32 protein-coding genes are annotated in these 25,419 nt (G+C 46.4%); 28 read left to right on the forward strand and 4 right to left on the reverse strand.

Annotated features, from left to right (window positions below; all coding sequences use genetic code 11):
• Positions 1-55: 55 nt before the first annotated feature.
• The 4 genes from ACSPJT_RS11645 (at position 56) to ACSPJT_RS11660 (ending at position 2,444) form a co-directional block, all read left to right on the forward strand.
• On the forward strand, positions 56-463 hold the full coding sequence (locus ACSPJT_RS11645) for a hypothetical protein (RefSeq protein WP_435892726.1): 408 nt from the start codon (positions 56-58) through the stop codon (positions 461-463).
• Positions 464-596: 133 nt separating this feature from the next.
• A complete protein-coding gene (locus tag ACSPJT_RS11650) occupies positions 597-890 on the forward strand; it encodes a hypothetical protein (RefSeq protein WP_435892727.1) in 294 nt (97 codons plus the stop codon).
• A gap of 131 nt (positions 891-1,021) precedes the next feature.
• On the forward strand, positions 1,022-1,477 hold the full coding sequence (locus ACSPJT_RS11655) for a hypothetical protein (RefSeq protein WP_435892728.1): 456 nt from the start codon (positions 1,022-1,024) through the stop codon (positions 1,475-1,477).
• Positions 1,478-2,018: 541 nt separating this feature from the next.
• Positions 2,019-2,444, forward strand: coding sequence for a hypothetical protein (locus ACSPJT_RS11660; protein ID WP_435892729.1), 426 nt, complete (start codon positions 2,019-2,021; stop codon positions 2,442-2,444).
• 60 nt (positions 2,445-2,504) lie between these two features.
• Here ACSPJT_RS11660 and ACSPJT_RS11665 read toward each other — a convergent pair whose 3' ends face one another.
• Positions 2,505-3,527, reverse strand: a complete 1,023-nt coding sequence (locus ACSPJT_RS11665; protein ID WP_435892730.1) for an IS110 family transposase — start codon at positions 3,525-3,527, stop codon at positions 2,505-2,507.
• Between the two features lie 394 nt (positions 3,528-3,921).
• Between ACSPJT_RS11665 and ACSPJT_RS11670 the strand changes: the two genes are divergently transcribed.
• The 3 genes from ACSPJT_RS11670 (at position 3,922) to ACSPJT_RS11680 (ending at position 6,955) form a co-directional block, all read left to right on the forward strand.
• Positions 3,922-4,416, forward strand: a complete 495-nt coding sequence (locus ACSPJT_RS11670; protein ID WP_435892731.1) for a hypothetical protein — start codon at positions 3,922-3,924, stop codon at positions 4,414-4,416.
• A 144-nt stretch (positions 4,417-4,560) separates the two neighbouring features.
• Positions 4,561-5,313 (forward strand): hypothetical protein, encoded by a 753-nt coding sequence (locus tag ACSPJT_RS11675; RefSeq protein WP_435892732.1) that lies wholly within the window; start codon positions 4,561-4,563, stop codon positions 5,311-5,313.
• Between the two features lie 1,114 nt (positions 5,314-6,427).
• Entirely contained in the window at positions 6,428-6,955 is a 528-nt protein-coding gene (locus ACSPJT_RS11680; protein ID WP_435892733.1) for an SUKH-4 family immunity protein, read from the forward strand.
• Between the two features lie 2 nt (positions 6,956-6,957).
• On the opposite strand, the gene ACSPJT_RS11685 is transcribed toward ACSPJT_RS11680, so the two are convergent.
• Entirely contained in the window at positions 6,958-7,935 is a 978-nt protein-coding gene (locus tag ACSPJT_RS11685; RefSeq protein ID WP_435892734.1) for an IS30 family transposase, read from the reverse strand.
• Between the two features lie 199 nt (positions 7,936-8,134).
• Between ACSPJT_RS11685 and ACSPJT_RS11690 the strand changes: the two genes are divergently transcribed.
• The 12 genes from ACSPJT_RS11690 to ACSPJT_RS11745 all read left to right on the forward strand — a co-directional run bounded on the left by ACSPJT_RS11690 (position 8,135) and on the right by ACSPJT_RS11745 (position 16,655).
• Positions 8,135-8,305 (forward strand): hypothetical protein, encoded by a 171-nt coding sequence (locus ACSPJT_RS11690; RefSeq protein ID WP_435892735.1) that lies wholly within the window; start codon positions 8,135-8,137, stop codon positions 8,303-8,305.
• Positions 8,302-8,469: an immunity protein Imm33 domain-containing protein gene (locus tag ACSPJT_RS11695; RefSeq protein ID WP_435892736.1), complete on the forward strand. Its 168-nt coding sequence runs from the start codon at positions 8,302-8,304 to the stop codon at positions 8,467-8,469. Before ACSPJT_RS11690 ends, ACSPJT_RS11695 begins: the two co-directional genes overlap by 4 nt.
• 142 nt (positions 8,470-8,611) lie before the next feature.
• Positions 8,612-9,049 carry a hypothetical protein gene (locus tag ACSPJT_RS11700; protein ID WP_435892737.1) on the forward strand — a complete coding sequence of 146 codons (438 nt, stop codon included), beginning with the start codon at positions 8,612-8,614 and terminating at the stop codon, positions 9,047-9,049.
• A gap of 4 nt (positions 9,050-9,053) precedes the next feature.
• Complete coding sequence (locus ACSPJT_RS11705) at positions 9,054-9,488, forward strand: SMI1/KNR4 family protein (protein WP_435892738.1); 435 nt, start codon at positions 9,054-9,056, stop codon at positions 9,486-9,488.
• A 316-nt stretch (positions 9,489-9,804) separates the two neighbouring features.
• Positions 9,805-9,987 carry a hypothetical protein gene (locus ACSPJT_RS11710; protein WP_435892739.1) on the forward strand — a complete coding sequence of 61 codons (183 nt, stop codon included), beginning with the start codon at positions 9,805-9,807 and terminating at the stop codon, positions 9,985-9,987.
• 539 nt (positions 9,988-10,526) lie between these two features.
• Positions 10,527-10,670, forward strand: a complete 144-nt coding sequence (locus tag ACSPJT_RS11715; RefSeq protein ID WP_435892740.1) for a hypothetical protein — start codon at positions 10,527-10,529, stop codon at positions 10,668-10,670.
• A 1,747-nt stretch (positions 10,671-12,417) separates the two neighbouring features.
• Entirely contained in the window at positions 12,418-12,657 is a 240-nt protein-coding gene (locus tag ACSPJT_RS11720) for a hypothetical protein (RefSeq protein WP_435892724.1), read from the forward strand.
• Positions 12,658-12,806: 149 nt separating this feature from the next.
• Positions 12,807-13,214 (forward strand): hypothetical protein, encoded by a 408-nt coding sequence (locus tag ACSPJT_RS11725; RefSeq protein ID WP_435892741.1) that lies wholly within the window; start codon positions 12,807-12,809, stop codon positions 13,212-13,214.
• Positions 13,215-13,354: 140 nt separating this feature from the next.
• Complete coding sequence (locus ACSPJT_RS11730; protein WP_435892742.1) at positions 13,355-13,768, forward strand: hypothetical protein; 414 nt, start codon at positions 13,355-13,357, stop codon at positions 13,766-13,768.
• Between the two features lie 704 nt (positions 13,769-14,472).
• Entirely contained in the window at positions 14,473-14,778 is a 306-nt protein-coding gene (locus ACSPJT_RS11735) for a hypothetical protein (protein WP_435892743.1), read from the forward strand.
• A gap of 1,012 nt (positions 14,779-15,790) precedes the next feature.
• Positions 15,791-16,150, forward strand: a complete 360-nt coding sequence (locus ACSPJT_RS11740; RefSeq protein WP_435892744.1) for a hypothetical protein — start codon at positions 15,791-15,793, stop codon at positions 16,148-16,150.
• Between the two features lie 133 nt (positions 16,151-16,283).
• Positions 16,284-16,655 (forward strand): hypothetical protein, encoded by a 372-nt coding sequence (locus tag ACSPJT_RS11745; RefSeq protein ID WP_435892745.1) that lies wholly within the window; start codon positions 16,284-16,286, stop codon positions 16,653-16,655.
• A gap of 634 nt (positions 16,656-17,289) precedes the next feature.
• On the opposite strand, the gene ACSPJT_RS11750 is transcribed toward ACSPJT_RS11745, so the two are convergent.
• Positions 17,290-17,514 carry a hypothetical protein gene (locus tag ACSPJT_RS11750; protein ID WP_435892746.1) on the reverse strand — a complete coding sequence of 75 codons (225 nt, stop codon included), beginning with the start codon at positions 17,512-17,514 and terminating at the stop codon, positions 17,290-17,292.
• Positions 17,515-18,472: 958 nt separating this feature from the next.
• A complete protein-coding gene (locus tag ACSPJT_RS11755) occupies positions 18,473-19,495 on the reverse strand; it encodes an IS110 family transposase (protein ID WP_435892730.1) in 1,023 nt (340 codons plus the stop codon).
• Between the two features lie 388 nt (positions 19,496-19,883).
• Between ACSPJT_RS11755 and ACSPJT_RS11760 the strand changes: the two genes are divergently transcribed.
• The 9 genes from ACSPJT_RS11760 (at position 19,884) to ACSPJT_RS11800 (ending at position 25,408) form a co-directional block, all read left to right on the forward strand.
• Positions 19,884-20,270 carry a hypothetical protein gene (locus ACSPJT_RS11760; protein ID WP_435892747.1) on the forward strand — a complete coding sequence of 129 codons (387 nt, stop codon included), beginning with the start codon at positions 19,884-19,886 and terminating at the stop codon, positions 20,268-20,270.
• A gap of 140 nt (positions 20,271-20,410) precedes the next feature.
• Complete coding sequence (locus ACSPJT_RS11765) at positions 20,411-20,767, forward strand: hypothetical protein (RefSeq protein ID WP_435892748.1); 357 nt, start codon at positions 20,411-20,413, stop codon at positions 20,765-20,767.
• 131 nt (positions 20,768-20,898) lie between these two features.
• Positions 20,899-21,270: a hypothetical protein gene (locus tag ACSPJT_RS11770; protein WP_435892749.1), complete on the forward strand. Its 372-nt coding sequence runs from the start codon at positions 20,899-20,901 to the stop codon at positions 21,268-21,270.
• 650 nt (positions 21,271-21,920) lie between these two features.
• On the forward strand, positions 21,921-22,322 hold the full coding sequence (locus ACSPJT_RS11775; RefSeq protein WP_435892750.1) for a hypothetical protein: 402 nt from the start codon (positions 21,921-21,923) through the stop codon (positions 22,320-22,322).
• Between the two features lie 97 nt (positions 22,323-22,419).
• The gene (locus ACSPJT_RS11780; RefSeq protein WP_435892751.1) at positions 22,420-22,986 is read left to right on the forward strand and encodes a hypothetical protein; all 567 of its coding nucleotides are present in this window, start codon (positions 22,420-22,422) and stop codon (positions 22,984-22,986) included.
• Between the two features lie 126 nt (positions 22,987-23,112).
• Positions 23,113-23,442: a hypothetical protein gene (locus ACSPJT_RS11785; protein WP_435892752.1), complete on the forward strand. Its 330-nt coding sequence runs from the start codon at positions 23,113-23,115 to the stop codon at positions 23,440-23,442.
• Between the two features lie 77 nt (positions 23,443-23,519).
• Complete coding sequence (locus tag ACSPJT_RS11790) at positions 23,520-24,119, forward strand: hypothetical protein (protein WP_435892753.1); 600 nt, start codon at positions 23,520-23,522, stop codon at positions 24,117-24,119.
• Positions 24,120-24,250: 131 nt separating this feature from the next.
• Positions 24,251-24,685, forward strand: a complete 435-nt coding sequence (locus ACSPJT_RS11795) for a hypothetical protein (protein ID WP_435892754.1) — start codon at positions 24,251-24,253, stop codon at positions 24,683-24,685.
• 126 nt (positions 24,686-24,811) lie between these two features.
• Entirely contained in the window at positions 24,812-25,408 is a 597-nt protein-coding gene (locus ACSPJT_RS11800) for a lambda-exonuclease family protein (protein ID WP_435892755.1), read from the forward strand.
• The last annotated feature ends 11 nt before the right edge of the window (positions 25,409-25,419 follow it).

A 25,419-nucleotide genomic window follows, 5' to 3' on the forward strand; every position in this document is an offset into this window, starting at 1 on the left:
ATTCGCGGCTGTTTTACACGCGGCGGTTGTTCTTTACGTTCGCTAATAATAAAAAATGTCAACAATGACAAGCGGTGTAATCATTGCCATGAGTTCTTTGAGAGCGTCTCATCTGGGGCTTTCAGGAGTATTGCATATATTTCTTTATATAGCATTGGCGCACATCTTAATATGGTTCGTTATGCGCGACGATTTCGATGTTTCATTCATGCGCTCTGTAGGATTTTGTATTATGGTTATGTTAGGATGGATTTTTGGTTGGCTATTTGAGATCGCCATTCCCATGGCCTATTTAGAATACGTATTATCTGCCTTAGCAGCATTCCTGTTTGCCAAGATTTTCTTAGATCTCGACATTAAGCAGAGGCTTACACTCACTGTATTTATGCCAGTAATTTACGTTTCGACATTTCACGTTAGTAATTCCATCGAGAAGTTCTGGGTGGAGAACGCTCTAAAATAATCTAAGCGAACAAGGCGCTTCATCCGACGCGATACCGTTCGTTGTCCGATGACTTTGCAGAGCTAAAAACGTTAATGGTAGCGAATCTGTTTTACAGCGCGCGGTTGATCTCTACGTTAGGCAATATAAGAATATGAATACACAATACAAACCCACAGAAATAGAGAAAGCTCTCATAGAGTCTTTCTGGTTGATTTTCCCACACGCAGAGCATGGATCTCATCCCCATGTAAATCTTACCTGCAAGTCGATAGGGGCTATAGGTCATGAGCTGTACTGTTCATTGAAAGATAACGGATTTTCGATCACGATTGATTCTAATCTTGTCGAACAGCGTGGCCTAGAACCGCAAGATCCTGACTTCTTCACCCAAGTGCATTGCGCAGGTGATTTGCTATCTAAGTTGCCAGCTCGCGAAAAAAACTAGCCTAACAAGACGCTTCATCCGACGCGATACCGTCCGTGAGCCAGAAACCATTTTAAGCTAAGAACGTGAATGGTCGCGAATCTGTTTTACACGGCGCGGTTGAGCTCTACGTTCGACAAAAAAATAATCACATGAAAACGATACTAACATTATTACTAATTACATCTAGCATGCTTTTAGCTAGTGACTGCTACTTCTTTACTTGGAATGGACGGCAGAAGCTCTCATCTGTGGCGATAGAGGGTGATCAACTTAACATGACCATGAAGGCTAAAATCAAAAAACTTGAACTTACTAAAGCCAAGTCAATAATTGCGTATCATCAGGGTCTTGGAGTCGGACGTAAGTATCAAATCCAAATCAATCTTACAGAGGCTCCTGCCAAAGGTGTCTTTCCCATGGTCAAAATTGGAGACGATATTATTATCGAGCGAGTAAGCGTTTCTGGTGGAGGCAATAGCGGATTGGGCTCAACCATTTCAATTGAAGGAGATAAGCCAGAACAGATTAAAAAATGGGTTGAACTATTAAGGGTATATTTCAAGCTGCCGAAAGAAAAAGTATCTATTCGCCTCACACAAGAATAAGTCGAACAAGGCGGAGCATCCGACCGTTAACCGTCCATAGCCAGAAGCCGTTTTACACAATGAAATTTGAATGATCGTAGACGGTTTTATAGCCGGCGGTTGTCCTCTACGTTAGCTAATAAAGAATGAATGCATTAACCGTAATCGGACTAGTAAACCTTTGTGGTGGATTATTGATGATTCTATTTAGGGGAATCGGAGGTCGAATTTTCTGCAAAATTGGGAAATTTGTGTTTTGTATCTTTTCTCTGATTAAGCCGATTAAGAGATTAGTTGATATGGTTTACGACGAATCGAAAGCGCCATTTAGATTTCTAATTTTAGGGGGAGTATTTGTTGTGCAAGGCGTATTATTGATTGTTCTTTCACTCCTTGTTGATGAGTGATTTACATGAATGATGAAACCAATAATCGAAGCTAACAAGGCGCTGCATCCGACCGTTAACCGTCCTGAGTCAGCGAAATTTTTGACACATTGAACCATGCCCAGCCTGTGACCCGCACCCGTCGGCGGTTGAGCTCTACGTTCGGCTATAATAATATGAAGAACCCCGCAGCGTTATTTTTAATCGCCACATTCCTGTTGATGGCGTGTGAGACTAGGGATTCTTGGCCTGATCCTTACGCTGGGTATAAGCACAAGTTGATTGAGCATGGTTATTGGCGTGAGCTATCCAGCGATGAAATCGCTATTCGAGAGTTACATCTCCACACAGAAGGTTATTCTATAACTTATGTTCCTTTCGAGTATAAGAAAGATTATTGGGGAGGATATGAGTGGGATGCCGATTCGAACAAGCTGAAGCTCACGGTCGAGAACGGGAATGAGATACCCAAGAACCTTGATGGTGTAGGGACTATGCGTATAGATGATCGTGGGGATTTGGTTATTGAAGGGGTGAACCTAGATGGTCGTCGCCCGCGTAAGAAGTCGTTCAGATTTATGAGAATCCATCCAGAAAGATAGTTGCCGAACAAGATACTGCGTTGCAAAGTCAACGGTGATTTGAAGTTTTAAAGTGATCTTCTACGAGGTGCCCGGTGAGGGTAATGCGGTTCTCAAGCCGCGCTTGTCCGGGTCGAAGGGTTGCCCTGATTTGAGGATGCCGTAGATTTGGTGAAGGAGCTTTCGCATGACAGCGACGACGACCTGTTTTCCGGTTTTGCCATTCTCTTTGAGACGCCGGGCGAACTCCTTGAGCAGCGGGTTGTAGGTCATCGCAGTCATGGCCGGGAGGTAGAGGGCTTTGCGCAAGTTGGAAGAACCGACTTTGGTGATGGGGGTGCTCGACTTGCCCGACGTGCCGCTGACGAAATGCCTCGGGGTGACACCCGCCCAGGCTGCGAGTTGCCGGGCGTCTCCGAAGAGTTCGATCTCGGGAAGCTCGGCGAGAAGGATCTGGCAGGTGGTTTCACCGAGGCCCGGGATGCTGTGCAGAAGAGAGTTCTGGGCGCTGAGCTGTGTGTTGTTGGAGACGATCTTCGATATTTTGCCACGAATGGTTTCGAGTTCCTTCTGCTGGGCCTTGATGCGCCGGTTGATCGAGCGCCTGACGTCAACGAGTGTGACAGCTTCCAGTTTGGTTTTGAGTCGTGCGGTATCCCGGGTGAGTGACTCGGCGTAGCGGCTGAGTTCCTTGACCTTGTCATGATCAGCCGGAAGGGGAGTCCACGGACGCAATTCCTCATGCTCCGACCTGAGGAACTGGGCGATGAGTCTGGCGTCGGCGGTGTCGCTCTTGTTGCGTCTCAGCTTCTGGTTGCCGAAGGCTTTGATCTGGCGGGGATTGACCAGATGGAGTGACCGCACTCCGAGTGTGTGGAGGGCGCTGGCGACCGGTTTGCCGTAATGCCCGGTCTGCTCAAGGCAGGCGAGAACCGAAGCCGGGTCCGCGATTTCAGAGAGCCATGAGACAAGGCTGCGGATACCGTCGGGGGTATTGTCGAAGCGTCCGGACTCTGTGGCTGTAATTGAGATGACATGGCAGAAGAGGTCCGCCCTGCCGACATCGATTCCCAGAAAGGGGGCTGGTGTGGATAGTGGTTTCATAGTAATTGGTTTGTGGAAGCTTGCTTCTGACACGGCACTCAAAACACCTCCCGGCCGGAGAGTCTCAGTCTCATCAAAACAGATTCGTTGATCTAAGATACTGCTCGGACTTGAAAGCCTGGAGAGCTGCGTGATGCCTGATCTTGTTCACAGACTCATCCGGGCGAACGGAGGTCTTGGCGCTGCACCAGATTGCATCACGCAGCCGTTTTGGGTTCCTTGTGGGAAACAAGTTTGTTAGCCTATCAGGCGGTGCAAATCCATCTTATGAGGCGCTGCACCCGACCGCTAACCGTCCATGAGTCGGTGGCGTAGTCACTATTTCAAGTTGCTCAGAGATTGTCCTTTCGGTTTGGGCGGTCGGTTGAGCTCTACGTTAGCCAATAAAAAGAATATGAAACACATAGTAACATCACTCGCAGCTTTAGTCATGCTTGTGAGTTGCACATCCGAGGAGGAGCAGACGATATCAGATAGTGACGCTGAACTACTGGCATCGGTCAAACGTGTTCAAGATAAGTCTGGGTTATCGAATGAAGAAATGGAATCGGCAGTAATTCGTGGAGTAGAAGTTCTGTGGGTATTTGATAGTGCCATTCAGAAGGGTATAATGACCGAAGAAGAGTTTCAGCGTATGCCTGAGATGATTCAAGATGTTTTGCAGAATCAATTTGAATCTCGTGCACTCACAGCAGCACTTGGTTTAGCAGTTCTGAAAGCCCGCGAAGAAGGTGATATGAGCAAGCTGGAGCGGTCGATACGGACGATTGTGGCAGAGCATTATCGAGAGACTGAAGGTAAGACGGATGATATCCATATAGGCTTTCGTAAGCGTGTAGAGGATTATGCTGCCAAAGATCCCGAATTGCTCAGCCTGATGAAAAAATAGGGCTAACAAGTCGGTGCCATCGACCGTTAACCGTTCGCAGTCCGAGGAGATTTTACTGTTAAACCCATGAATGATTGGCGGGTGTTTTACACGCGGCCATGGACCTTTACGTTCGGTAAGAATAAGAAAACACACAAACAGCATATGAAAGTAAATAGCATAATTATAGGAGCCTTGGTATGGGTTGTGAATTTTAGCTGTATCGCTGGCGAAGGCCTTATTGGTGCGCGTGTATCAAGGCCCCACGATCTTGATGATATTGCAGCAGAGATAGTTGGTGGGAAGCGGTCGTTTTCCGACGACGAATTGCTACTTACGGCCCGTGGATTATGGGATTTGTTTGATTCAACAGACCGACCAGCGCTTATCGCTAAGCTCGTTTCAACTCATGCGGAGTGGAAAGCAATTAATAATCTAATTCTTGAGACGCGTGCTAAAGATCCTAAGAAGATTCTTCCTATTCTACTGAGAGCAAGAGATATCAACTTTAAGGCTACTAAGGTTTTGGCGGAGCGACATTTTATCAGGGCCTTAGCCAATAATGAGGTAGAATTTACAGGAAGAATAATAGACTGGTATGATGATAATGGATTTGATCACAAAGAGATCACAAAACATAAGGTTCTTCTAGAGCTAATCAACAGTGTAGATTTTTGGAGGTCGATCAAGGATGGAGATAGTTTTAGTACACACTATCTTCTTAAGACTTATCTTGCTCGTTTAGACAAACCGGAGCAATCGCTTGTGGAGATACCTAAAGTAATACGCATCATGGAGAAGACTTGGGATAGCGATGAGATTATGCCTCCAGTCCGGCGTGGAGATCCATTCGGAACGCGTGCGCTATTTCGTTTTGATAAGAACAAGGGCTCGGATACGCCTAAGCCGAAGAAATAGACCGAACAAGGCGCTTCATCCGACGCGATACCGTCCTTGAGCCAAAAACCATGAAGAGGTAAGACCATTAATGATTGCACAACTGTTCTACACGGCGCGGTTGAGCTCTACGTTCGCTAAGAATAAATAATGAGACCATTCATACCACAGGACGAATTAAGTTATTCAAGGCTTGCAAGGTCGGTGATGGTTTACGGTTTGGTAGGCATAGTTGTAGGCCTAATTATTATCTTCATCGTTTTCGTATGTCATGAGTACACGAGGAAATATGACGCACTTGGATTTCAAGGTTTCATGGAGCATTTGTCGAAGAGCACGTTGTTGTTACAAGTCATAAGGTCACCACTAGTTTATTACTTTTCGTTTGCAGCTGGAGGCATTTTTGGAGTAGTTCACTATGTTTATGTCAGGAGAAGGAAGACGATATCGAATAATTTAAGCGAACAAGTCGAAGCATCCGACCGTTAACCGTTCGCAGTCTGTGAACTTTAAGAGCTAAAACCACGAATGATTTGCGGCTGTTTTACACGCGGCGGTTGTTCTTTACGTTCGGCAATAATAATATGATAGAAGAATCACACGACCTAGAACCTGTTGATCTGATATGTGTGCGTTGTGGTCATGCTAACGATGACCGTGCATCTCGCTGTTCAAAGTGTAAATCGCCACTCGACGATTTTGCCTCAAGCTCGCCGTGGGAGATGGGGACGGCTACTAGTTCAGCGTATTCACCGGTGAGTAACCCCAGGACCAAACCTATCATTTTCTGGGGCGCATGGCTCTATTTTGGACCATCCGCTATTGGGGCGTTATGGTATATTTGTGGTTTCATCTATGGCCTGTTTTTTGACTCGCAGCTAAGCACCGATAGCCCTGAATTGACAGGGGGAGCGATACTCATATTGGTGTTGATGATTATGTATGGAGCGCTAAGTATTTGGGCGCTCTGGTCTGTTTCCAAAGGTTACTTCCGAAAGCAATAAATGTGGCCGAACAAGACGCTTCATCCGACGCGATACCGTTCGTTGTCCGATGAAGTTGCAGAGCTAAAAACGTTAACGGTGCGAATCTGTTTTACACGGCGCGGTTGAGCTCTACGTTAGGCTATTATATTATGAAACCCGAAGCATTCATTGAACGGTTTAAATCAGCTCAACCTGATTTGCCGTCTGATATCGATATTGAACTTGCGGTGTTTCATCCGTTTCACGTTGACGAAGTTAAGGTTTTACCGATTTCGGAAGTCGATAAAGAGTTTCTTTTGGTCGGACTACCGGAAGACGCCACTCCATATTTGAGCTTTTTCCCATCGTTAAGAAGGTTTGTCGATATTGACCCATATTTAGGGGATGACTTTTCAGCTTTTATCGCTCTTGGACATAACGGATCTGGGGATTATATTTGTCTGGATACACGAGATGGGAAGATTATTTATCACAACCACGATAATGGCATGCAGGAGGTATTCATCAATTCGTCCATTGAGAAGTTCGCGGAGACACTTTGCTTGTTTGCAGAATCTGCTCTTGTGAATTACGCGAGTCCCTTTCTGAAGGATCTTGGTTCTATAGATCCTCCGGCGGTTGAACCAAGCGCGATGTGGTTTTCAGAATATCACATGATGCGCGAAGAATTTGCTTAGGTTCAAGTATGAAGTGCAACGTTAGATGTATTATGGAACACCTCATTAGGTGTTAAATATCCAAGCCTTTTTCGTGGCCTGTTATTTAACTTATTAGCAATGGCATTACACTTGGCTTGGGTCAGGTCATGCATACTTTTTCGCTTCGGTAGATACTGTCGTATCAAGCCATTAGTATTTTCGTTAGTACCTCGTTCCCATGAAGCATACGGATGCGCGAAGTAGAATTTCACTCCATGCCTTTCCTCGACTTCACGATAGCCATGGAACTCTGTGCCGTTATCAGGTGTGATCGTTTTGAATCTGTCCCGGTAACGTGCTATCAATTTGTCGAGACGTTGGTTGGTTTCCAACTTGGTTCTGGCTTCGAGCTTACCGATCATAAGGTATCCAGACATGCGATCCACCAGGGTTGAGATGCAATGCCGGCCACTGATGGAGCCGAGTACACTGTCCAATTCCCAATGACCTACTTCCCGTCGCAGATTTGCAGCTTCAGGCCTCTCAGTGATCATGGCCTTATCTGGAAGACGGCCCCTGCTGTCATTCTTGCCCCAGCGCTTGCGCCGCTTTTTACGTGAGCCACGCAAATGCTTGTAGAGAGTGCCTCCCAGATGTTTGTCCCTCCAGATGTGGAGGTAGATCGTTTCATGACTGATGGACAACTTGTCATCCAGCTTGAGCCTACCGGCTATTTGTTCAGGGCTGTGCTCCTGGCGAATGAGCTTCTCGACCAACTTCCATTCTCTCCAATCAAAACGCGAGCCTCGGCGAGCCCATCGTTTGCGGGCGTTGTAGTTCGAATCCGCGTGAGACGCCCGATAACGACCATCCTGACTTCGATTGTTGCGCTTGATCTCACGGCTAATAGTTGAGGGGGATCTTCCAAGCTTTTGGGCGATGGCTCTGAGTGACAATCGTTGCATTCTGAATGCCCCGATCATGTATCTTTCTTCTTTGCTGAGGTGTTTGTATTTCATGATGGCAATGGTTCGTCCCGCTGGTTAGCGTGCGGAACTGACCGTTGCACTTAGTTTATGAATTCAAGTTGCCTAACAAGGCGCTTCATCCGACCGTTAACCGTTCTTAGCCAGAAACCATTGAGAGAGAAAAACCATTTAGGGTATTCGGCTGTTGTCTCGGCGGCGGTTGAGCTCTACGTTAGGCAAGATAAGAATTATGACTCAACCCGAAAAACACTACAAAATCTCAGGGGAGGACATCCAAGAACTGATCACGAATATGGGATCTTGTATAGCTACCGATAGGATTGTGGTAGATGGCGTATCGATTGGTTACATGTATCGCGAGGTTCAGATGGAGATGGGGATTCTGGATGGTGCTTCATGAGCGGAGACGAATCCCAAGAATACATGGATGATGTAAATAACCTTGCTCTATATAGCGTCAATACGATTTGTAATTACGACAAGGCAATCATCCCTTATTTACAAGCAGCTTATGGAACAGCTTTCGGAAGGGTGGAAGGAAGTGACGAGTTCAAAGAAGAATAAGAAGCCTAACAAGTCGGTGCCATCGACCGTTAACCGCTCGCAGTCGGAGGAGATTTTACAGTTAAACCTATTAATGATTGGCGGGCGTTCTACACGCGGCCATGGACCTTTACGTTCGGTAATATAAGAATAATAAAAGACCATGAATAATAATATCATACGAACCGTATTGGGCTGTGTTGCGTTGCTCACTATTGGTTGCCACGAGAGGCAGGAACCTGAGAGGACAGCGCCCAAGGAAGTAAACATAAAAATGCATAAATGGATCGGTAAAGAGGTGCATATTGAATTTACCAATGAGATTTTAGTTAAGGAGTTAGAAGGTCAGTTAAAGAAAAGGAGTTCGCTTACATGTATTCTAAACGACGTAGATGAAGATGTTTTATATCTCCTCTATGAGAACTCAATATACTGGATTGACGCGTGGAATATTAAGGCCGTAAGGCTCAATAAAGAAACCGAACAAGGCGCTTCATCCGACGCGATACCGTCCGTGAGCCAGAAACCATTGAGAGCTAAGATCGTGAATGGCGGCGAATCTGTTTTACAGTGCGCGGTTGAGCTCTACGTTCGACAATAATGAAATGCTAATAAAACACCTTCAAACACTGAGCAACGATCTCACTTTATCCGGACCTGCTTCTGGTGAAGATATTGATCAACTGGAACGCGATTTAGGCATTCGGTGCCCTGATACGCTGAGATCATTACTTTCTGAGACTAATGGGATATTAGGGGAGTATGAATTAGGTCTTTTGTGGGATATTGAGCGTATCAAAGACGATAATACAGCGTTCCGACAATCAGAAGATTTCAAAGATTTATATATGCCATTCGATAATTTGGTTTTCTTTGGAGACGCAGGCAACGGCGATCAATTTGCATTTCCCATACTCCGAGATGGTAATTGCAGAGATGATGTTTTTGTATGGAATCACGAAGACGATAGCCGATCATGGGTGGCTCCATCTTTAGAGGTTTTCTACGAATGGTGGTTAACCGGCCGTATAACTGTTTAGCAATAATGTGGTCGAACAAGGCGCTTCATCCGACCGTTAACCGTTTCGAAGCCAGAATCCATTTCACGGAATCGACCACTTACGGCCTTCGACCTTGTCACACCGGCGGTTGAGCTCTACGTTCGCCAAGAATAAGAATTTTGGGATGGTCGGTTCTCGATGCATCATGATTGAAGGTTTCGGAGAGGGTCGCCAATAGCTTGATCCATCATCCGCGTATCGACCTGATCATCATGCAGGGCAACATTAACAGCGGTGGATCATCGAATGGTAAGACCTTTCTAGAACAAGAAGATTGAAGGGTGTTAGGTTTAGCATGATGCTGACCATCTTACGGCTGTCCTCGTTCCTGCGGGTGCCTCCAGAAGATCACCAACATGCGGATACTTTCATGGCGATGGACGATTTTCGAGGGTTGATTATTCCTTGCGTGCTTGGGTTGATTATCCAACAATTGCAGTCGAACAAGGCGCTTCATCCGACGCGATACCGTCCGTGAGCCAGAAAACATTGTGAGCTAAATCCGTTAATGGCGGCGAATCTGTTTTACACGGCGCGGTTGAGCTCTACGTTCGGTCATAATAAGACTTTTTAATCAGATCGATCTCGTTGATGAAGCGTGAAGGGGTTTTTGGTTGATCGCGTTTTCTGGAGTTGGACAGATGCTGCAGAATGAAGCGGAATGGTTGAACAAGCTTCATCCTTCTGTGAGGTGCCTGATGGCTTGGCGATTCCCCCCGGAACGTTCATCACCGAACTTGACACCATCCTATTTTGACATCTCACGCGTTGCCGCATATCCTCTGCACATGGCTTGAGCGGTCGGAGTTAATGGTCATTGATCGTCTATCGCTTTGGTCGTTGTTAGAGAAAAACTTACCGAACAAGGCGAAGCATCCGACCGTTAACCGTCCTGAGTCCGAGTCCGTTTTAGAGTTAAAACCATGAATGATTGGCGGCTGTTTTACACGCGGCGGTTGTTCTCTACGTTCGCCAAGAATAAGAATTTTGGGTTGAGGCGTTCTCGATGCATCATGATTGAAGGTTTCGGATAAGATCGCAGGTAGCTTGATCCATCGTCCGCGTATCGACGCGATCATCATGCAGGGCAACATTCACAGCGGTGGACTATCGAATGGTATGACCTTTTTAGTGCAAGGGGATTGGCAGTTGTTAGGTTAAGCATGATGCTGACCATCTTCCGGCAGTCCTCGTTCCTGCGGGTGCCTCCAGAAGATCACCAACATGCGGCAGACGTTCACGGTGAAGTGCAGTTTTCGAAGGTTGATTATTCCTTGAGCGCTTGGGTTGTCTAATCAAGAATGCCGTCGAACAAGACGAAGCATCCGACCGTTAACCGCCCTTAGTCCGAGACCGTTTTTGAGTTAAAGCCACGAATAATTTGCGGCTGTTTTACACGCGGCGGTTGTTCTCTACGTTCGCTAAAAAAATGAAAACGATGAACCCACATCATCTCGCTATCATCACATTGTTAATATCTGCGGGCATATCATTATCGGCTGAATTACGTTCATCTGAGTTGAAGGAAGCAGAAACAAAGTTACGAGGTATTGAGCTTTAAGGAAGGGGGATTCCCAAACAGGAACCTTTCGAGTTTCCGGAGGGAAAGTTCCCACGAGAAGATCTGGAGAAGGAATTTGAGTATTTGAAATCACTTTTGAAGAAATCTGGTGTGAGACTCAATATTCTGATGACTAATGCTCTCAAGAAACCACACTTGAATGACGCTGAGCTTGTTGTGGCTGTGCGTTGCGGAAGACGTATTGAACCTCGCGCAAAGAGCGTGCTCAAAAAATTAACGACGAAACAATAAAACAAAGCGAACAAGGCAGAGCACACCAATCCACTACCCGCCCAGAGTCGAAATTTTCCGATGATTCCAACCCTAAACCCTGAAGTCGAAGCGCGCCCCCGGTAGTGGATGGGTGTCTTATGACGTTAGACAAGAATAAGAATGGAATCATCGTCAGTCACACGCGGCACTCCTGGCGGATGTATGATCGGCCTCTTAGGATTATTCTTTCTGGTTTTTCCAGCCGTGGGAACTTGGGGGATAAGCAAATGGTTCAGCATACCGAGCGATGATCGCCAAATAAATGCATATTTCTGGATCATGCTAGCTTTCATAGTTGGAGGGCTATTGATGTTCATCTTGCTTTCCGTCATTTCAGTTCGCGTATTGAAGAGTACAAACTTTAAGACTTACGATCCTGATAATCCTACTTTGCACTGGTAAAAATTGGGTCTAACAAGGCGCTTCATCCGACGCGATACCGTCCGTGAGCCAGAAACCATAGTGAGTTAAGATCGTGAATGGTTGCGAATCAGTTTTACAGTGCGCGGTTGAGCTCTACGTTCGGCAATAATAATGAATGCATTGATACTGAAATGGCTCTTCATAGTTGCAGCATACTTAGGCCCATTTGTCTTCGTGTTGATATTTCGCAAGTTTTGGAGGACTGGGAGGTCTTTGAGTCGTCTAGTGAAGTTGGTTTATTGGCCGCTTATGTGGATTATTGGATTTGTTTGTCTTCAGATATCTTTAAGGCAACATCAGACTCATTGGATTGATGTGCATGGAGGATTGCCGAGCACTGAAGATGAGATGGTAGCGTTTGGAGATGCCCCCAATGTTAGTGCATCATGGTTCGTCACTGCATGGGTGCCGCTTTTGTTAGCGTATCTACTAGGAAGGTATCTATCGCGAAGCAATAAATCGGCCGAACAAGGCGCTTCATCCGACCGTTAACCGTTTCGAGGCCAGAAACCTTTGAGAGTGAAAAACCATTGAGGGTATTCCACGGTTGAATCACCGGCGGTTGAGCTCTACGTTCGGTAAGAATAAGATTCAGTGGACACGTCAAAGCTAAAAAAAGAGTCAATAGAACTATATAACATTCTAATGACTATGGCACTTATCATCATGCCGGTGATAATTGCATATTATTTTTGCCGTGACTATCCAGGCAGAGGTAATAGCCCAGAGAATGCTTCTTTTGCTGCTCTAGCCGTTGCCCTGATGTGGACCCCGCTGTATCTTGGCGTGAGAGATTTATTTTCACACTATAAGAACGTGTTAAACATTGTGCTCTTGTTCATATTTTCGCTGCTCGTGGTTGTAGTGACGATTGGCAATCCTAAGTTCTAGCCTTCGATTAAGAAAAAAAATTAACCGAACAAGGCGCTTCATCCGACGCGATACCGTTCGTTGTCCGAAGAAGTTGTAGAGCTAAAATCGTGAATGATGCGAAACTGTTTTACACGGCGCGGTTGAGCTCTACGTTCGGCAATAATAATATGAAACGCACACTCCATGCCTTGTGTCTGATAACGATGGTTTTTCCAGTGGTGTTCTTTTCTTCTACTCTGGCTGGTGATACGAATGCTCGAGATAGGTGTGAGGTTCATAACCAAGGGTTCAAGTCATGTACCGGATATACGCAAGACGACAATACATGCGTAGATTACGATATAGAATATTCTTGGTATTTCATAGTAGCAGAAGCGCGAGGTGACAGCGTGCATTATCGGGCGCATCTTTCTTCGGAGCCGACTGAAGGTTTTTCTAAGAAGGTTACATGGAGATATTGTCAGACATGTGATTCTAATTACCAGCGCGGGTATCGTGCGTTTATGAAGCTGTCCGTAGAGGAACGTGAGAAGCTCTTCAAGAAAGCCATGAGGGAATTGAAGGACAAACAATAATGTGGCCGAACAAGTCGCTGCATCCGACCGCTAACCGTCTCGGAGTCCATGGCATAGTCACCATTTTACATTGCTCAGAGATTGCCCCTACGGTTTGGGCGGTCGGTTGAGCTTTACGTTCGGTAAGAATAAAAATTGAAATGAATAAGAAACGTGCAGCAATAATATATGGGTTAATAGCGGCAACCGTAGTAGCATATACTGCTTGGGCCTGTCGTCCGAGGCAAGTAGAGGTGGAATGGCACTATAGAATCACCAGTGATCAAAGATCTGCGGCTGAAGATTACTTGAGTAAGAACCCGCTTACACCTTTCCCAATGACGAAGGGTGACGTAATTCATAATATGTTGCACCCTTATAACCCGATCAAAGATACCGCCGTTGTGACCTTAATGAAGTATTCAAGTGAGAACGAGTTCATCCAGATTCACGGACCAAATGAAAATATATCTTTACGTCATTTAGGAGATGGAACATGGGAAGTGGCTGATCCTATTAACGCGAACGAGGGCTTACCACATGTTGGCCGCATGTTTGAGGAGAGAACAAAGTGACCGAACAAGGCGAAGCATCCGACCGTTAACCGTCCTGAGTCCGAGACCGTTTTTGAGTTAAAACCATGAATGATTTGCGGCTGTTTTACACGCGGCGGTTGTTCTCTACGTTAGCCAATAATAATATGAAGAAATTGCTACTCGTGCCTCTTTTGTTGCTTGCGGCCGTATTGTGCAGTCGCGGTGAAGTGTGCGCCCTAGTTGTGGTTAAGTGTGTGGGATCTGGCAGTGAACCGGGTCACAAGGTAGATAAGGTCATATACATTACACATAAGAGGTATGTTGAATCAGCCCGTAAAGGCATCTCTAGCTGGGGTCTAGGCAGGAAGTATCTTTCATATATTAGCCAATCGGAAGACATGATGAGATCAAGATCAGGAGGTTTTCGTGTTGCCAATTCTAAAGTTACGATCAAGGGAGTTACATATGACCTCAGAGATAAGAAGGACATAGAGAAGCTTAAGGTGATACTAGATCCCTTTAAGTGAGATAACATCTATGGGGGCGCAAAAATTTGGGCTAACAAGTCGCTGCATCCGACCGTTAACCGTTCTTCACTTCTTACAGTTTTACAGTAATCAGCCGTTCGAGGTTTGTGACGATCACACACCGGCGGTTGAGCTTTACGTTCGGCAAGAAAAAAAATACAATTATTTTGCCCCAATCGTGGTACAAACCGAAATCTTGTGATATAACGTTAATGTATGAAAAACGCAAAAAAACAACTCACAACATACGAGCAGTTAATCGCAAACCTACAAAATGACCCTGACAAGGTGGTTTTCCATAAAAAGATCTCAGTAAGAGCCGCAATTGTAGAGATAAAGAAAGATTTCGGCGATCAAGTGTTCACTAAGCGTAATCTGAAAGAGATCATTGAAGTGCGTTACCCAGAACTAGAGCCTGTGGACATGGGTAATTTGGATGTGTCGATCGATAGAGCATCAGAACACATTGAATGCATTCAGAAAGCGGAACAGAATATTTATAGATTTAAGCATGACACCTAAAAATTGGCCGAACAAGGCGGTGCTGACGACCGTTAACCGTCCTTAGTCCGAGTCCGTTTTACAGTTAAGAAATTCACTTGGTTTGCGACCGTTTTACACGCGGCGGCAGACCTCTACGTTCGGCAATAATAAGAATGAATACATCGGCACACGGAAAGATATATGGATGGCTACTGACGATTGTAGGCATTATTCTCTGCTTCTTGCCTCTATACGCTGAGTGGTTCACGAAAGAGTTAGTGGAGTTATCCAATAACAATGATATATCTGAGGGCCACAACTCACAGGAGGATTTGTATAGCTTTTCCACCTCTGCTATCGAAAGTTACTCGATGATGCACGTTTCTCCATGGATACCATTCATTGGTGGGCTCGTTGCGCTTTTCGGCGGTTTTTTGCTGGGGCGAGCGCACATAACGCCAGATAGCTGAGCGAATAATTTGGCCGAACAAGGCGCTTCATCCGACCGTTAACCGTCCCTAGCCAGCAACTTTCGAGAGAGAAAAACCATTTAGGGGGTACTGCTGTTATCCCGGCGGCGGTTGAGCTCTACGTTAGCCGATAATAATACCATGTCATTCGCGTTCCCCGCATATCATACCGAAAACTTTAGGTGTAAATCACCTGATCTAGACTATCGAGAACTCGTCAGAAGCGTTCTATCGTCACTCTCATGGTCAGTAGTAGCCGAAGACAGTGAGCATACGTCTGCGACTGTTGGCGTAAATCTGAGTTCTTGGGGTGAGAAGATAGAGATTAGATTTGTGAGCGATCAACTCCTCATAGTGACGAGTAAGTGCTCAGCAGTTACTCAATGCTTTGATTGGGGGAAGAATAAGAAGAATGTTACACTGTTCCTTAAGCATCTGAATAATTTGGGCTAACAAGGCGCTTCATCCGACCGTTAACCGTCCAGAGCCAGGAGACTTTTGACACATTGAACCATGCCCAGCCTGTAACCCGCACACGTCGGCGGTTGAGCTCTACGTTCGATAAGAATAAAATAAGAATCATGATTCCACGGTCACACAACTCAGCAAGCATGGTTCTGTTGGTGCAGTTTTTCGCGATAATAACTGGAACACTTGTCACTACAGCAATGCTCAAGGGCCTCGGTTACCCTGACGCGGATCATATGATCTGGAATCCTGTGGCGGTGTTTATTCGTAACTGGGGCTGGTTTGCCATGTTACTCCCGGCGTTATGGTTTGGGATTTCATTACGGTTCACGCGGAAGAATGGTTACAACGATTTGGGTGGTGGCCATCTGGCGGTCATCATTTGTGTGACAGCTACGTTGATGATATTCTACATGTGGACGGCGATGAGTGCAGGCTATCCCGAAGTTAGAGTCATGAACGTCGATATGTAGAATGTGATCGAACAAGGCGCTTCATCCGACGCGATACCGTCCGTGAGCCAGAAACCATAGTGAGCTAAGATCGTGAATGGCTGCGAATCTGTTTTACAGCGCGCGGTTGAGCTCTACGTTAGCCAATAAAAAAATGAAGACACTGACTATAGCGATATTAGGTATGGTGATGTTTTGTGCAGATAGCACATTAGCAAATTGGGATAATAAGATGACGACCAAGAAGCTCTATCAGGGTGTTATGATAGAGCTCTCCCTGAGGGAGGGGGAGGTTAAGCACACAGATGAAGAAGTGGCACTTGCTAATGAAGTAGAAAGATATGTGGAAGGATTTTTGGATGCGATCGACATCAGAGATGAGGCTATACGTATTAGGATCATCGATGGTATCAAAACTCACTTGGACAAGAACCCACAGCAGAAGAAGCGTAAGGTTCGTTTAGTTATGCTAGATGTGATCAAAATTCAAATGGCTGAGGATGAGAAAGTTAAAAAGAAAAAATGAGGCTAACAAGGCGCTGCATCCGACCGCTAACCGGCTCTGAGTCGGTGGCGTAGTCACCATTTAAGGTTGCTCGAAGATTTGCCCATACGGTGAGGGCGGTCGGTTGAGCTCTACGTTCGATATAATAAAATAATGTCCCCATCAGCGATAATATTACATGGACTAGCGTGGATTGTTGGGCCTCTCATTTTGATTGCTGCGGGTATGGAGACAGTCCCTACTCTATCGCTTAGTGAACTAATTGCTGCTCTTCTTCTTCCTGCTGTGGCAACTTTCCTAAGCCTGCTGGTTGTAAAGCCGTTGGTTGACGAAGATTTGCCTCATCGGAAGCGATTCATGAAGCGAATGCACTTAATATGCATACCGATAACAGCAGCGCTCGTAGCGATCACATTGCTGACATTTATTGCCCAATATGTTTAGCAAGGATTTAAATACATTATTGATCAAGAATGTGATCGAACAAGGCGCTTCATCCGACCGTTAACCGTTTCGAAGCCAGAAACCATTTCACGGAATTAACCACTTACGGCCTTCGACCTTGTCACATCGGCGGTTGAGCTCTACGTTCGCCAATAATAAGAAGAATACTGGGCTGGGCGGTTCTCGATGCATCATGATTGAAGGTTCCGGTTTAAGTTGCAGCTGGCTTGATCCATCGTCCGTGTCTCGACGTGATCATCATGCAGGGAATCGTTTCCGGCAGTGGACCATCGGATGGTAGGACATAATAATCGCAAGCGGATTGGAACTCACTAGGTTTAGCATGATACTGACCATCTTCCGGCAGTCCTCGTTCCTGCGGGTGTCTCCAGAAGATCAGCAACATGCGGCGGATATTCATGGCGAGACGAGGCATTTTGAAGGTTGATTACTCCTTGTGCGCTTGGGTTGACTAAGCAATAAATGCAGTCGAACAAGGCGCTTCATCCGACGCGATACCGTCCGCAGCCAGAAACCATTGTGAGCTAAGCACGTGAATGGTTGCGAATCTGGTTTACACGGCGCGGTTGAGCTCTACGTTAGATAAGCGGTCGCGGAGTCGTTCGTGGTTTGTTTTCTTACGAGTCGCGCTGGGGCGGATCAGACTTGGTTTTAGGCACTCACATACGGCATAGTGTTGCACATCTCCGAATCGTGTTCTCGCATCGTTTGTCCCTCGCTGTTGTGTATCGCACAGAAGCATGGAGCAGTTAAGGAACACCGTGAATGAGTAGCTTTCAATGTTGCCCTGATTCCGGTTTGGGATATGGATTGATCCAGGCGCAAGCGAGAAACACGTGCGGAGGGTTGATCATCATCGCCCCATCTAACAAGACGATGCATCCGACCCGTTACCGTCTAATAGTCGGGCATCTGTTTCGGAGCGTATATCTGGATTTGGTATTTTAACATTGCTCGTAGGCGGTTGATCTCTACGTTCGGCAATAATATGAAAGATCGATGCAAACAATGTGGCACTAGTTGGGAAGTGCCAGAAGCTATTTGCTGGGAAGACCATCGATGGAATCCAGGAGGTGAGATGCCCATAGATCAAATGCGAATTCTTATGGATAAGTATGGGGCATCTGAATACGATGCGAAGTCCATCGCACTTCATATGCCATGGTCAGGAGGTAAATGTCATAATTGCTTGAAGAGGATTCCACGAGGAAGAATTACCTGCAAGAATTGCGGAGCTACAAATTACAATTTTCATGGACCGCCTACAATTTTGCAACGCCTAGGAATTAGTCCTAATCCGATACTACAAAAATAAGCCGAACAAGATACTGCGTTGCAAAGTCAACGGTGATTTGAAGTTTTAAAGTGATCTTCTACGAGGTGCCCGGTGAGGGTAATGCGGTTCTCAAGCCGCGCTTGTCCGGGTCGAAGGGTTGCCCTGATTTGAGGATGCCGTAGATTTGGTGAAGGAGCTTTCGCATGACAGCGACGACGACCTGTTTTCCGGTTTTGCCATTCTCTTTGAGACGCCGGGCGAACTCCTTGAGCAGCGGGTTGTAGGTCATCGCAGTCATGGCCGGGAGGTAGAGGGCTTTGCGCAAGTTGGAAGAACCGACTTTGGTGATGGGGGTGCTCGACTTGCCCGACGTGCCGCTGACGAAATGCCTCGGGGTGACACCCGCCCAGGCTGCGAGTTGCCGGGCGTCTCCGAAGAGTTCGATCTCGGGAAGCTCGGCGAGAAGGATCTGGCAGGTGGTTTCACCGAGGCCCGGGATGCTGTGCAGAAGAGAGTTCTGGGCGCTGAGCTGTGTGTTGTTGGAGACGATCTTCGATATTTTGCCACGAATGGTTTCGAGTTCCTTCTGCTGGGCCTTGATGCGCCGGTTGATCGAGCGCCTGACGTCAACGAGTGTGACAGCTTCCAGTTTGGTTTTGAGTCGTGCGGTATCCCGGGTGAGTGACTCGGCGTAGCGGCTGAGTTCCTTGACCTTGTCATGATCAGCCGGAAGGGGAGTCCACGGACGCAATTCCTCATGCTCCGACCTGAGGAACTGGGCGATGAGTCTGGCGTCGGCGGTGTCGCTCTTGTTGCGTCTCAGCTTCTGGTTGCCGAAGGCTTTGATCTGGCGGGGATTGACCAGATGGAGTGACCGCACTCCGAGTGTGTGGAGGGCGCTGGCGACCGGTTTGCCGTAATGCCCGGTCTGCTCAAGGCAGGCGAGAACCGAAGCCGGGTCCGCGATTTCAGAGAGCCATGAGACAAGGCTGCGGATACCGTCGGGGGTATTGTCGAAGCGTCCGGACTCTGTGGCTGTAATTGAGATGACATGGCAGAAGAGGTCCGCCCTGCCGACATCGATTCCCAGAAAGGGGGCTGGTGTGGATAGTGGTTTCATAGTAATTGGTTTGTGGAAGCTTGCTTCTGACACGGCACTCAAAACACCTCCCGGCCGGAGAGTCTCAGTCTCATCAAAACAGATTCGTTGATCTAAGATACTGCTCGGACTTGAAAGCCTGGAGAGCTGCGTGATGCCTGATCTTGTTCACAGACTCATCCGGGCGAACGGAGGTCTTGGCGCTGCACCAGATTGCATCACGCAGCCGTTTTGGGTTCCTTGTGGGAAACAAGTTTGTTAGCCTATCAGGCGGTGCAAATCCATCTTATGAGGCGCTGCATCCGACCGTTAACCGTTCGGAGTCGAGAGACGTTTTTGAGCTAAGACCATTTTAGATTTGCAAGGTTTGACCCGGCGGCGGTTGAGCTCTACGTTCGGCAATAATAATATGAAAACAATAATCGTCTTTGCAGCGTTTCTCATGGTGATGGGGTGTCGAATAGGTAGCGGGCCCGACAGTCTTCCTAAAGCTAAGTCTAAGGCTGATCTAGTTCTCCTATGTAGCGCAAGGCACTCAGGTAAAGATACTGAATACAAGATGGTTCGCAGTCTTTACGCTACCAGTGTAGCCAAGGTGCCTTATAAGATAGGTGACGTCGTATCGTCTTTCACTAGAATGTCATCAGAAGCTCGCACTCACGATAGCGTCTTAATATTTTACGAGATGCAGGGTGGGGAGTTACAAGTATTATCTGAAATTGCGGTTTATGGTGATGATGTTCCGGCATTTAGAATGACGCTTAAAGAAGTGATTAATGAACTTAGTAAGCCATAGATTGAACCAAAAAATCGGCCGAACAAGGCGCTTCATCCGACCGTTAACCGTTCCCAGGCCAGAAACCATTTCACGGAATCAACCACTCACAGCCTTCAACCTTGTCACACCGGCGGTTGAGCTCTACGTTCGGTAATAATATGAAGACACTCATTACAATAATCGTTATTCTGGCATCATCTGTATTTTCCCAAGGTGAAGAATATGTCATCAAGCCAGGGTTAAATGTTACGGAAGTTGTAAAGGCGCTGGACAAGTATGGTTTTTCACATGGTTCGCAGCATGGTTTACAGTGGGCTCCGAAGAAAGGACAGCGGTTTGTATTTTGTAAGCTCAGTGACGAGCAGACGTTGGTGATTGTTTATACAATTGAGACGAAGAAGATTGTGGGATTATTGGTGGTTACGAATCAAACACAAAGAAAGAGCTATCCAATAGTTAAGCCCGATGTGTTGAGTATCTCGAAGAAATCCTTTTCCCTAACATTCAAAAAATAGACCGAACAAGACGCTTCATCCGACGCGATACCGTTCGTTGTCAGAGGAAGTTGCAGAGCTAAGAATGTGAATGATTGCGAATCTGTTTTACACGGCGCGGTTGAGCTCTACGTTCGGCAATAATAAATACAATGACACACCCATTAGACGATAGTTATAACGACGGAGCTGTTTGGTTTGCTGATGTAAACCCTAGTCACTTAACTAACGATTCTTTAGAGTTCATCATACCTCTAGAGCCTCAGGAGAACTATGAGGATGATCATATCTCAAAGCAGCATAGAGATATTTACGACATGTATGTGTTACGCGAAGAATACCTGAAGCCATCTATTGCCGATGCACTGTTGTTATGGTCTCGCTCTGAGGGTTACATGTTGGATGTGAAAGACTCCTCTGATGCTGATGCCGTTATTAGCCAGTTTGAGATATTTCATGCGCATATTGAGGAAGATCTAGATGCCAATGCTCATGCGGTAGGCATCGTTTTCTCAACGAATTAGAAGCCCGCCAGAACAGTTATCGTGGATATTGATCTGGATGCTGATAAGCTAACGGCTTGGAATGAGTAACAATGTGGCCGAACAAGGCGCTTCATCCGACGCGATACCGTTCGTTGTCCGATGACTTTGCAGAGCTAAAGTCGTTAATGATGCGAAACTGTTTTACACGGCGCGGTTGAGCTCTACGTTAGACAAGAATGATAAAAGAAGCAAATTACGCTGTCGATAAGCGTCAGCGCGCACATCGGATAGCATCAGCTCTCGTATTTTCTATTTGGGCGGTGATGGCGTTTAGAGTAGATGATATCGCTGGCGTAATGAGGGTAAGTATTTACTATTCTCTACCTCTCGCTTGCATTTGGTTTCCAGATGCTATGAGCGAATATAAAGGAATCCTGTTGGGTAGGGGGAGGTATATCGATAAGCCATCGAATCCTGTTTTCCTTAGATGGGCTGGTTGGTTTTTGCTCCTGATTGTTCCCTGTTTGTTGCTTCTCCTATATTGGGTGCACGGATAATAAGAAGTCTAACAAGACGCTTCATCCGACGCGATACCGTTCGTAGCCAGAAAACATTGTGAGCTAAAAGCGTTAATGATTACGAATCTGTTTTACAGTGCGCGGTTGAGCTCTACGTTCGGCAATAATAATATGAAGACACTACGCGGAGGAGCAATGTGGAGTAAAATTTGCTCGAGCCGTGAACCATGGCGCAGTATTGGCAAGTTACTTATTGTGCCTGCACTCTTAGGTCTCGTCATTGCTCCAACTGTAGCATTTTGGATTCCTGCAGGCATGTGGCCTAACACCTTTACAGTATCATTGGGATTTGGCGCTTTGAGCCTTATCGCGATATTAATGACATTGGGCATCATTCAGAGAGTCAACAAGCAGAACGAGTTTGAGATAGAGGAGATTTTGAGCACGTTAGGAATTCTCCTTGCGCTTGTTTACGGCATTCTTGCACTTGGCTTAGATCCGTCGAAGTGGAAGGATAGAGCCATTTCCAAAGACAAGAATGTGGCCGAACAAGGCGCTTCATCCGACCGTTAACCGTTCCTAGGCCAGAAACCCTTGAGAGTGAAAAACCATTGAGGGTATTCGACTGTTGTCCCGGCGGCGGTTGAGCTCTACGTTAGCTAATAATAATATGACACACGCCATATCACCGATTATCGTAACTGTTGTTGTATTCCTAGTCGCATCGTGTGAGAGGAAATCGCATGAAATTCAAAGCAAGGATATTGCTACGCCAACCATGAATGAACCATATATCCCACCAGAGATGCCTCCATTTCCGACAAGTTATGATGAGGTGATGTCCACGCTTGCGCCGTATTACCATGAACAGAGGCCTCTCGAATATTTCTTTGAGATGTATGTCATCGATGTGATTGAAGAACTCCCTGAAGCAAGTTTGAATGCTCTTGCTGACTTTTCTTCTAAGCACCCTACCTTCTTTGAGAAGCATGGAGGAGATTGGAGGAAGCATGTCGTTGTGGAGTCACATCTATCAGACACGATCGAAATTGCGATTTGGGATCTTTGGATTCGCAACTCAGCTAACGCGAGTCGAGATGGCTGGACATATCATCCGTGGCACTTCGCTCAGAACTTTGCAGACAACTATTTTGCAGACGATAGCCGTGTAGACGTTTGGGAGGGTAATTCTCTAGAGGAAGCGAAAGCGCGAATCAAAGCGCACCGAAAAAAATAGAGCTAACAAGGCGCTGCATCCGACCGTTAACCGTACTTAGCCAGCGAACTTTGGACACATTGAACCATGTTTGATCGGTGACGCGCACCCGTCGGCGGTTGAGCTCTACGTTCGGCAAGAATAAGAATGAAGACACGAGATAACCAACAAGAGCAGATTGAGAAGTATTCTGCATATGCGTTTGTTTCTCTCATCGCCATTTTCGCGATCGTGTTAATTGTGACTAGTTCTCTAGGTGATTTCCGATTGGGTATTAGGCTCTCCAGCATATTATTTACCCTGGCGTTCATCGTCTTTAATGGTGCTACATTTTATACTGGTACATTCACTTGGCTGAACGGTCCAACTTTCAGCAGAGAGAAGTCTCCCGCAATGTTCTACTTATCTTCGTTTGGCTTCTCGGCAGTATCAGCATTATTTTGTGCGGTGATCATCTATGCCGCGTTTTACGGATAATAATGTGGCCGAACAAGACGCTTCATCCGACGCGATACCGTCCGTGAGCCAGAAACCATGAAGAGGTAAAAACATTAATGATTGCACAACTGTTCTACACGGCGCGGTTGAGCTCTACGTTCGGCAATAATAAGAAAGACATGCGATCACGTTTTATCATTCTTGTAGTAGCTATCCCTTTCTGGGGGTGTAGCGAGCAGCACAATAATATCGAATCAACTATGACACGGGAGCAACCTGATAACACACTGGTCACATTCCGCGATGATGCAGAGGTCGTCCTCTCTATTGCGAGCGCATCATATAATTTCAACGTCGAACCACATGGGTGCGAATTTACGTTGAGCTGTGTCACGAAGGATACTGCGGAGTATAATCCTAAGCTGGAAGTTACGATAGTTCTACCTGAGCCTCCCAATATTGTAGCGGGGGATAAGTGGGCTAATCAGCCTGCATACATAGATCGTGATCCGCTGTTTAATCTTACGAACTACTATGAATGGGTTCATGAAGGATTTGAGGATTTCACGCTGGAGGTGTTGAAGGTCTCTGATGACGTTATAACTTGTCGGTTGACCGGAACCATTACCCTCAATCCTGGACCGAATAAGGAGTTCCGAGTTTCAGTGCTCGCAGATTTTAAGAGAGACAAATCGATTGAGAGAAGTGTCTGGTAATAAATGTGGCCGAACAAGGCGCTGCATCCGACCGTTAACCGTCCTGAGCCAGCGAGCCATTTCACGAAACAACCACTCACTGCCTTCGACCTTGTCACACCGGCGGTTGAGCTCTACGTTAGCCTAAAATAATGAAAACAATAGCGATGATACTCCTAGGGCTTATTACAGCCGTGTTCTGTGGATGCAGTCGAGAGGCGGATGGCACGGAGACAAGCACTGCAGTCACGGTAGACGAGATAAATACGATTTTCACGAAGCACCTTCCTGATGAGCAAGCGAAAATAGTTAGTCAAAACTTGCGTAATACGAAGCACGAGCTGAAACTAACGCTCAAAGAATATCAACACTTGCAGTTCGCTTTCGTTAATGAACTCAAAGAGTATTGTCGCAACAAGCATCAGTATGATACATTTTCTAGCGGTGCCACAACGCATGATTCAGATACCACAACATTTTATATTAAGTTGGGGAGAGATGGTGGCTGCGATTATATAATCAACTCAATACGATCAGATGGGATTGCAGGTAATGCGAATGTTGCAGTAGATATAGTTTCCTTCTAAAATTTGGGCTAACAAGGCGCTTCATCCGACGCGATACCGTTCGTAGCCAGAAACCATTGTGAGCTAAAATCGTGAATGGCAGCGAATCTGTTTTACAGTGCGCGGTTGAGCTCTACGTTAGGCAAAATGAATAAACCCTACTCAATCATCACACTGGAACAGGGCACCTCCGAGTGGTTGGCATGGCGCCACGATGGCATAGGGGCTTCGGAGGCTTCCACGATTATGGGTGAAAACCGTTTTGAAAGCCCATCTACTCTTCTTCGGCAGAAATGTTGTTCGCCGACGAAGGGCCATATGAATGCAGCTATGGCACGCGGTGTTGCCCTCGAACCTAAAGCGAGAGCATACTACAACACCAAACTTTCGATAGAGTCGGAGCCGCAGTGCCTCCAAAGTCTCCAATATGAATGGCTCCGCGCCAGCCTAGATGGAATCACGGCAGATGGGTCACGCGCTGTTGAGATTAAGTGTGGCCAATCTGCTTACAGGACCACCGCTAAAACTGGTCGTCCTCCGCGCTACTACTATGGCCAATTCCAACATCTGATGGCTATTACTGGACTCGCCTCTATCGATTATTGTTGCTACTTTCCTCCGGGGCGCCCGCTGATGACTAAAGTCGCTAGAAACCAATCTTACATTGACGACCTTCTGAGAGCCGAAGAAGTATTTTGGAACGAGGTGATCAAAAGGCGAAATTCAAAACCAAACGATGCCTAACAAGACAGCGC

It is taken from the genome of Oceaniferula spumae (genome assembly GCF_042849255.1).
GTDB lineage: Bacteria > Verrucomicrobiota > Verrucomicrobiia > Verrucomicrobiales > Akkermansiaceae > Oceaniferula > Oceaniferula spumae.

Coding starts and splice junctions, on each gene's coding strand:
- ACSPJT_RS11730 (WP_435892742.1), top strand. CDS start 13,355: ATGAATAAGAAACGTGCAGCAATAATATATGGGTTAATAGCGGCAACC.
- ACSPJT_RS11750 (WP_435892746.1), bottom strand. CDS start 17,514: ATGCCTCGTCTCGCCATGAATATCCGCCGCATGTTGCTGATCTTCTGG.
- ACSPJT_RS11660 (WP_435892729.1), top strand. CDS start 2,019: ATGAAGAACCCCGCAGCGTTATTTTTAATCGCCACATTCCTGTTGATG.
- ACSPJT_RS11755 (WP_435892730.1), bottom strand. CDS start 19,495: ATGAAACCACTATCCACACCAGCCCCCTTTCTGGGAATCGATGTCGGC.
- ACSPJT_RS11775 (WP_435892750.1), top strand. CDS start 21,921: ATGAAGACACTACGCGGAGGAGCAATGTGGAGTAAAATTTGCTCGAGC.
- ACSPJT_RS11695 (WP_435892736.1), top strand. CDS start 8,302: ATGAGCGGAGACGAATCCCAAGAATACATGGATGATGTAAATAACCTT.
- ACSPJT_RS11770 (WP_435892749.1), top strand. CDS start 20,899: ATGACACACCCATTAGACGATAGTTATAACGACGGAGCTGTTTGGTTT.
- ACSPJT_RS11675 (WP_435892732.1), top strand. CDS start 4,561: ATGAAAGTAAATAGCATAATTATAGGAGCCTTGGTATGGGTTGTGAAT.
- ACSPJT_RS11710 (WP_435892739.1), top strand. CDS start 9,805: ATGATGCTGACCATCTTACGGCTGTCCTCGTTCCTGCGGGTGCCTCCA.
- ACSPJT_RS11645 (WP_435892726.1), top strand. CDS start 56: ATGTCAACAATGACAAGCGGTGTAATCATTGCCATGAGTTCTTTGAGA.
- ACSPJT_RS11795 (WP_435892754.1), top strand. CDS start 24,251: ATGAAAACAATAGCGATGATACTCCTAGGGCTTATTACAGCCGTGTTC.
- ACSPJT_RS11690 (WP_435892735.1), top strand. CDS start 8,135: ATGACTCAACCCGAAAAACACTACAAAATCTCAGGGGAGGACATCCAA.
- ACSPJT_RS11760 (WP_435892747.1), top strand. CDS start 19,884: ATGAAAACAATAATCGTCTTTGCAGCGTTTCTCATGGTGATGGGGTGT.
- ACSPJT_RS11665 (WP_435892730.1), bottom strand. CDS start 3,527: ATGAAACCACTATCCACACCAGCCCCCTTTCTGGGAATCGATGTCGGC.
- ACSPJT_RS11745 (WP_435892745.1), top strand. CDS start 16,284: ATGAAGACACTGACTATAGCGATATTAGGTATGGTGATGTTTTGTGCA.
- ACSPJT_RS11740 (WP_435892744.1), top strand. CDS start 15,791: ATGATTCCACGGTCACACAACTCAGCAAGCATGGTTCTGTTGGTGCAG.
- ACSPJT_RS11780 (WP_435892751.1), top strand. CDS start 22,420: ATGACACACGCCATATCACCGATTATCGTAACTGTTGTTGTATTCCTA.
- ACSPJT_RS11800 (WP_435892755.1), top strand. CDS start 24,812: ATGAATAAACCCTACTCAATCATCACACTGGAACAGGGCACCTCCGAG.
- ACSPJT_RS11725 (WP_435892741.1), top strand. CDS start 12,807: ATGAAACGCACACTCCATGCCTTGTGTCTGATAACGATGGTTTTTCCA.
- ACSPJT_RS11785 (WP_435892752.1), top strand. CDS start 23,113: ATGAAGACACGAGATAACCAACAAGAGCAGATTGAGAAGTATTCTGCA.
- ACSPJT_RS11680 (WP_435892733.1), top strand. CDS start 6,428: ATGAAACCCGAAGCATTCATTGAACGGTTTAAATCAGCTCAACCTGAT.
- ACSPJT_RS11650 (WP_435892727.1), top strand. CDS start 597: ATGAATACACAATACAAACCCACAGAAATAGAGAAAGCTCTCATAGAG.
- ACSPJT_RS11670 (WP_435892731.1), top strand. CDS start 3,922: ATGAAACACATAGTAACATCACTCGCAGCTTTAGTCATGCTTGTGAGT.
- ACSPJT_RS11735 (WP_435892743.1), top strand. CDS start 14,473: ATGAAAAACGCAAAAAAACAACTCACAACATACGAGCAGTTAATCGCA.
- ACSPJT_RS11700 (WP_435892737.1), top strand. CDS start 8,612: ATGAATAATAATATCATACGAACCGTATTGGGCTGTGTTGCGTTGCTC.
- ACSPJT_RS11705 (WP_435892738.1), top strand. CDS start 9,054: ATGCTAATAAAACACCTTCAAACACTGAGCAACGATCTCACTTTATCC.
- ACSPJT_RS11765 (WP_435892748.1), top strand. CDS start 20,411: ATGAAGACACTCATTACAATAATCGTTATTCTGGCATCATCTGTATTT.
- ACSPJT_RS11790 (WP_435892753.1), top strand. CDS start 23,520: ATGATTGCACAACTGTTCTACACGGCGCGGTTGAGCTCTACGTTCGGC.
- ACSPJT_RS11655 (WP_435892728.1), top strand. CDS start 1,022: ATGAAAACGATACTAACATTATTACTAATTACATCTAGCATGCTTTTA.
- ACSPJT_RS11685 (WP_435892734.1), bottom strand. CDS start 7,935: ATGAAATACAAACACCTCAGCAAAGAAGAAAGATACATGATCGGGGCA.
- ACSPJT_RS11720 (WP_435892724.1), top strand. CDS start 12,418: ATGGCACTTATCATCATGCCGGTGATAATTGCATATTATTTTTGCCGT.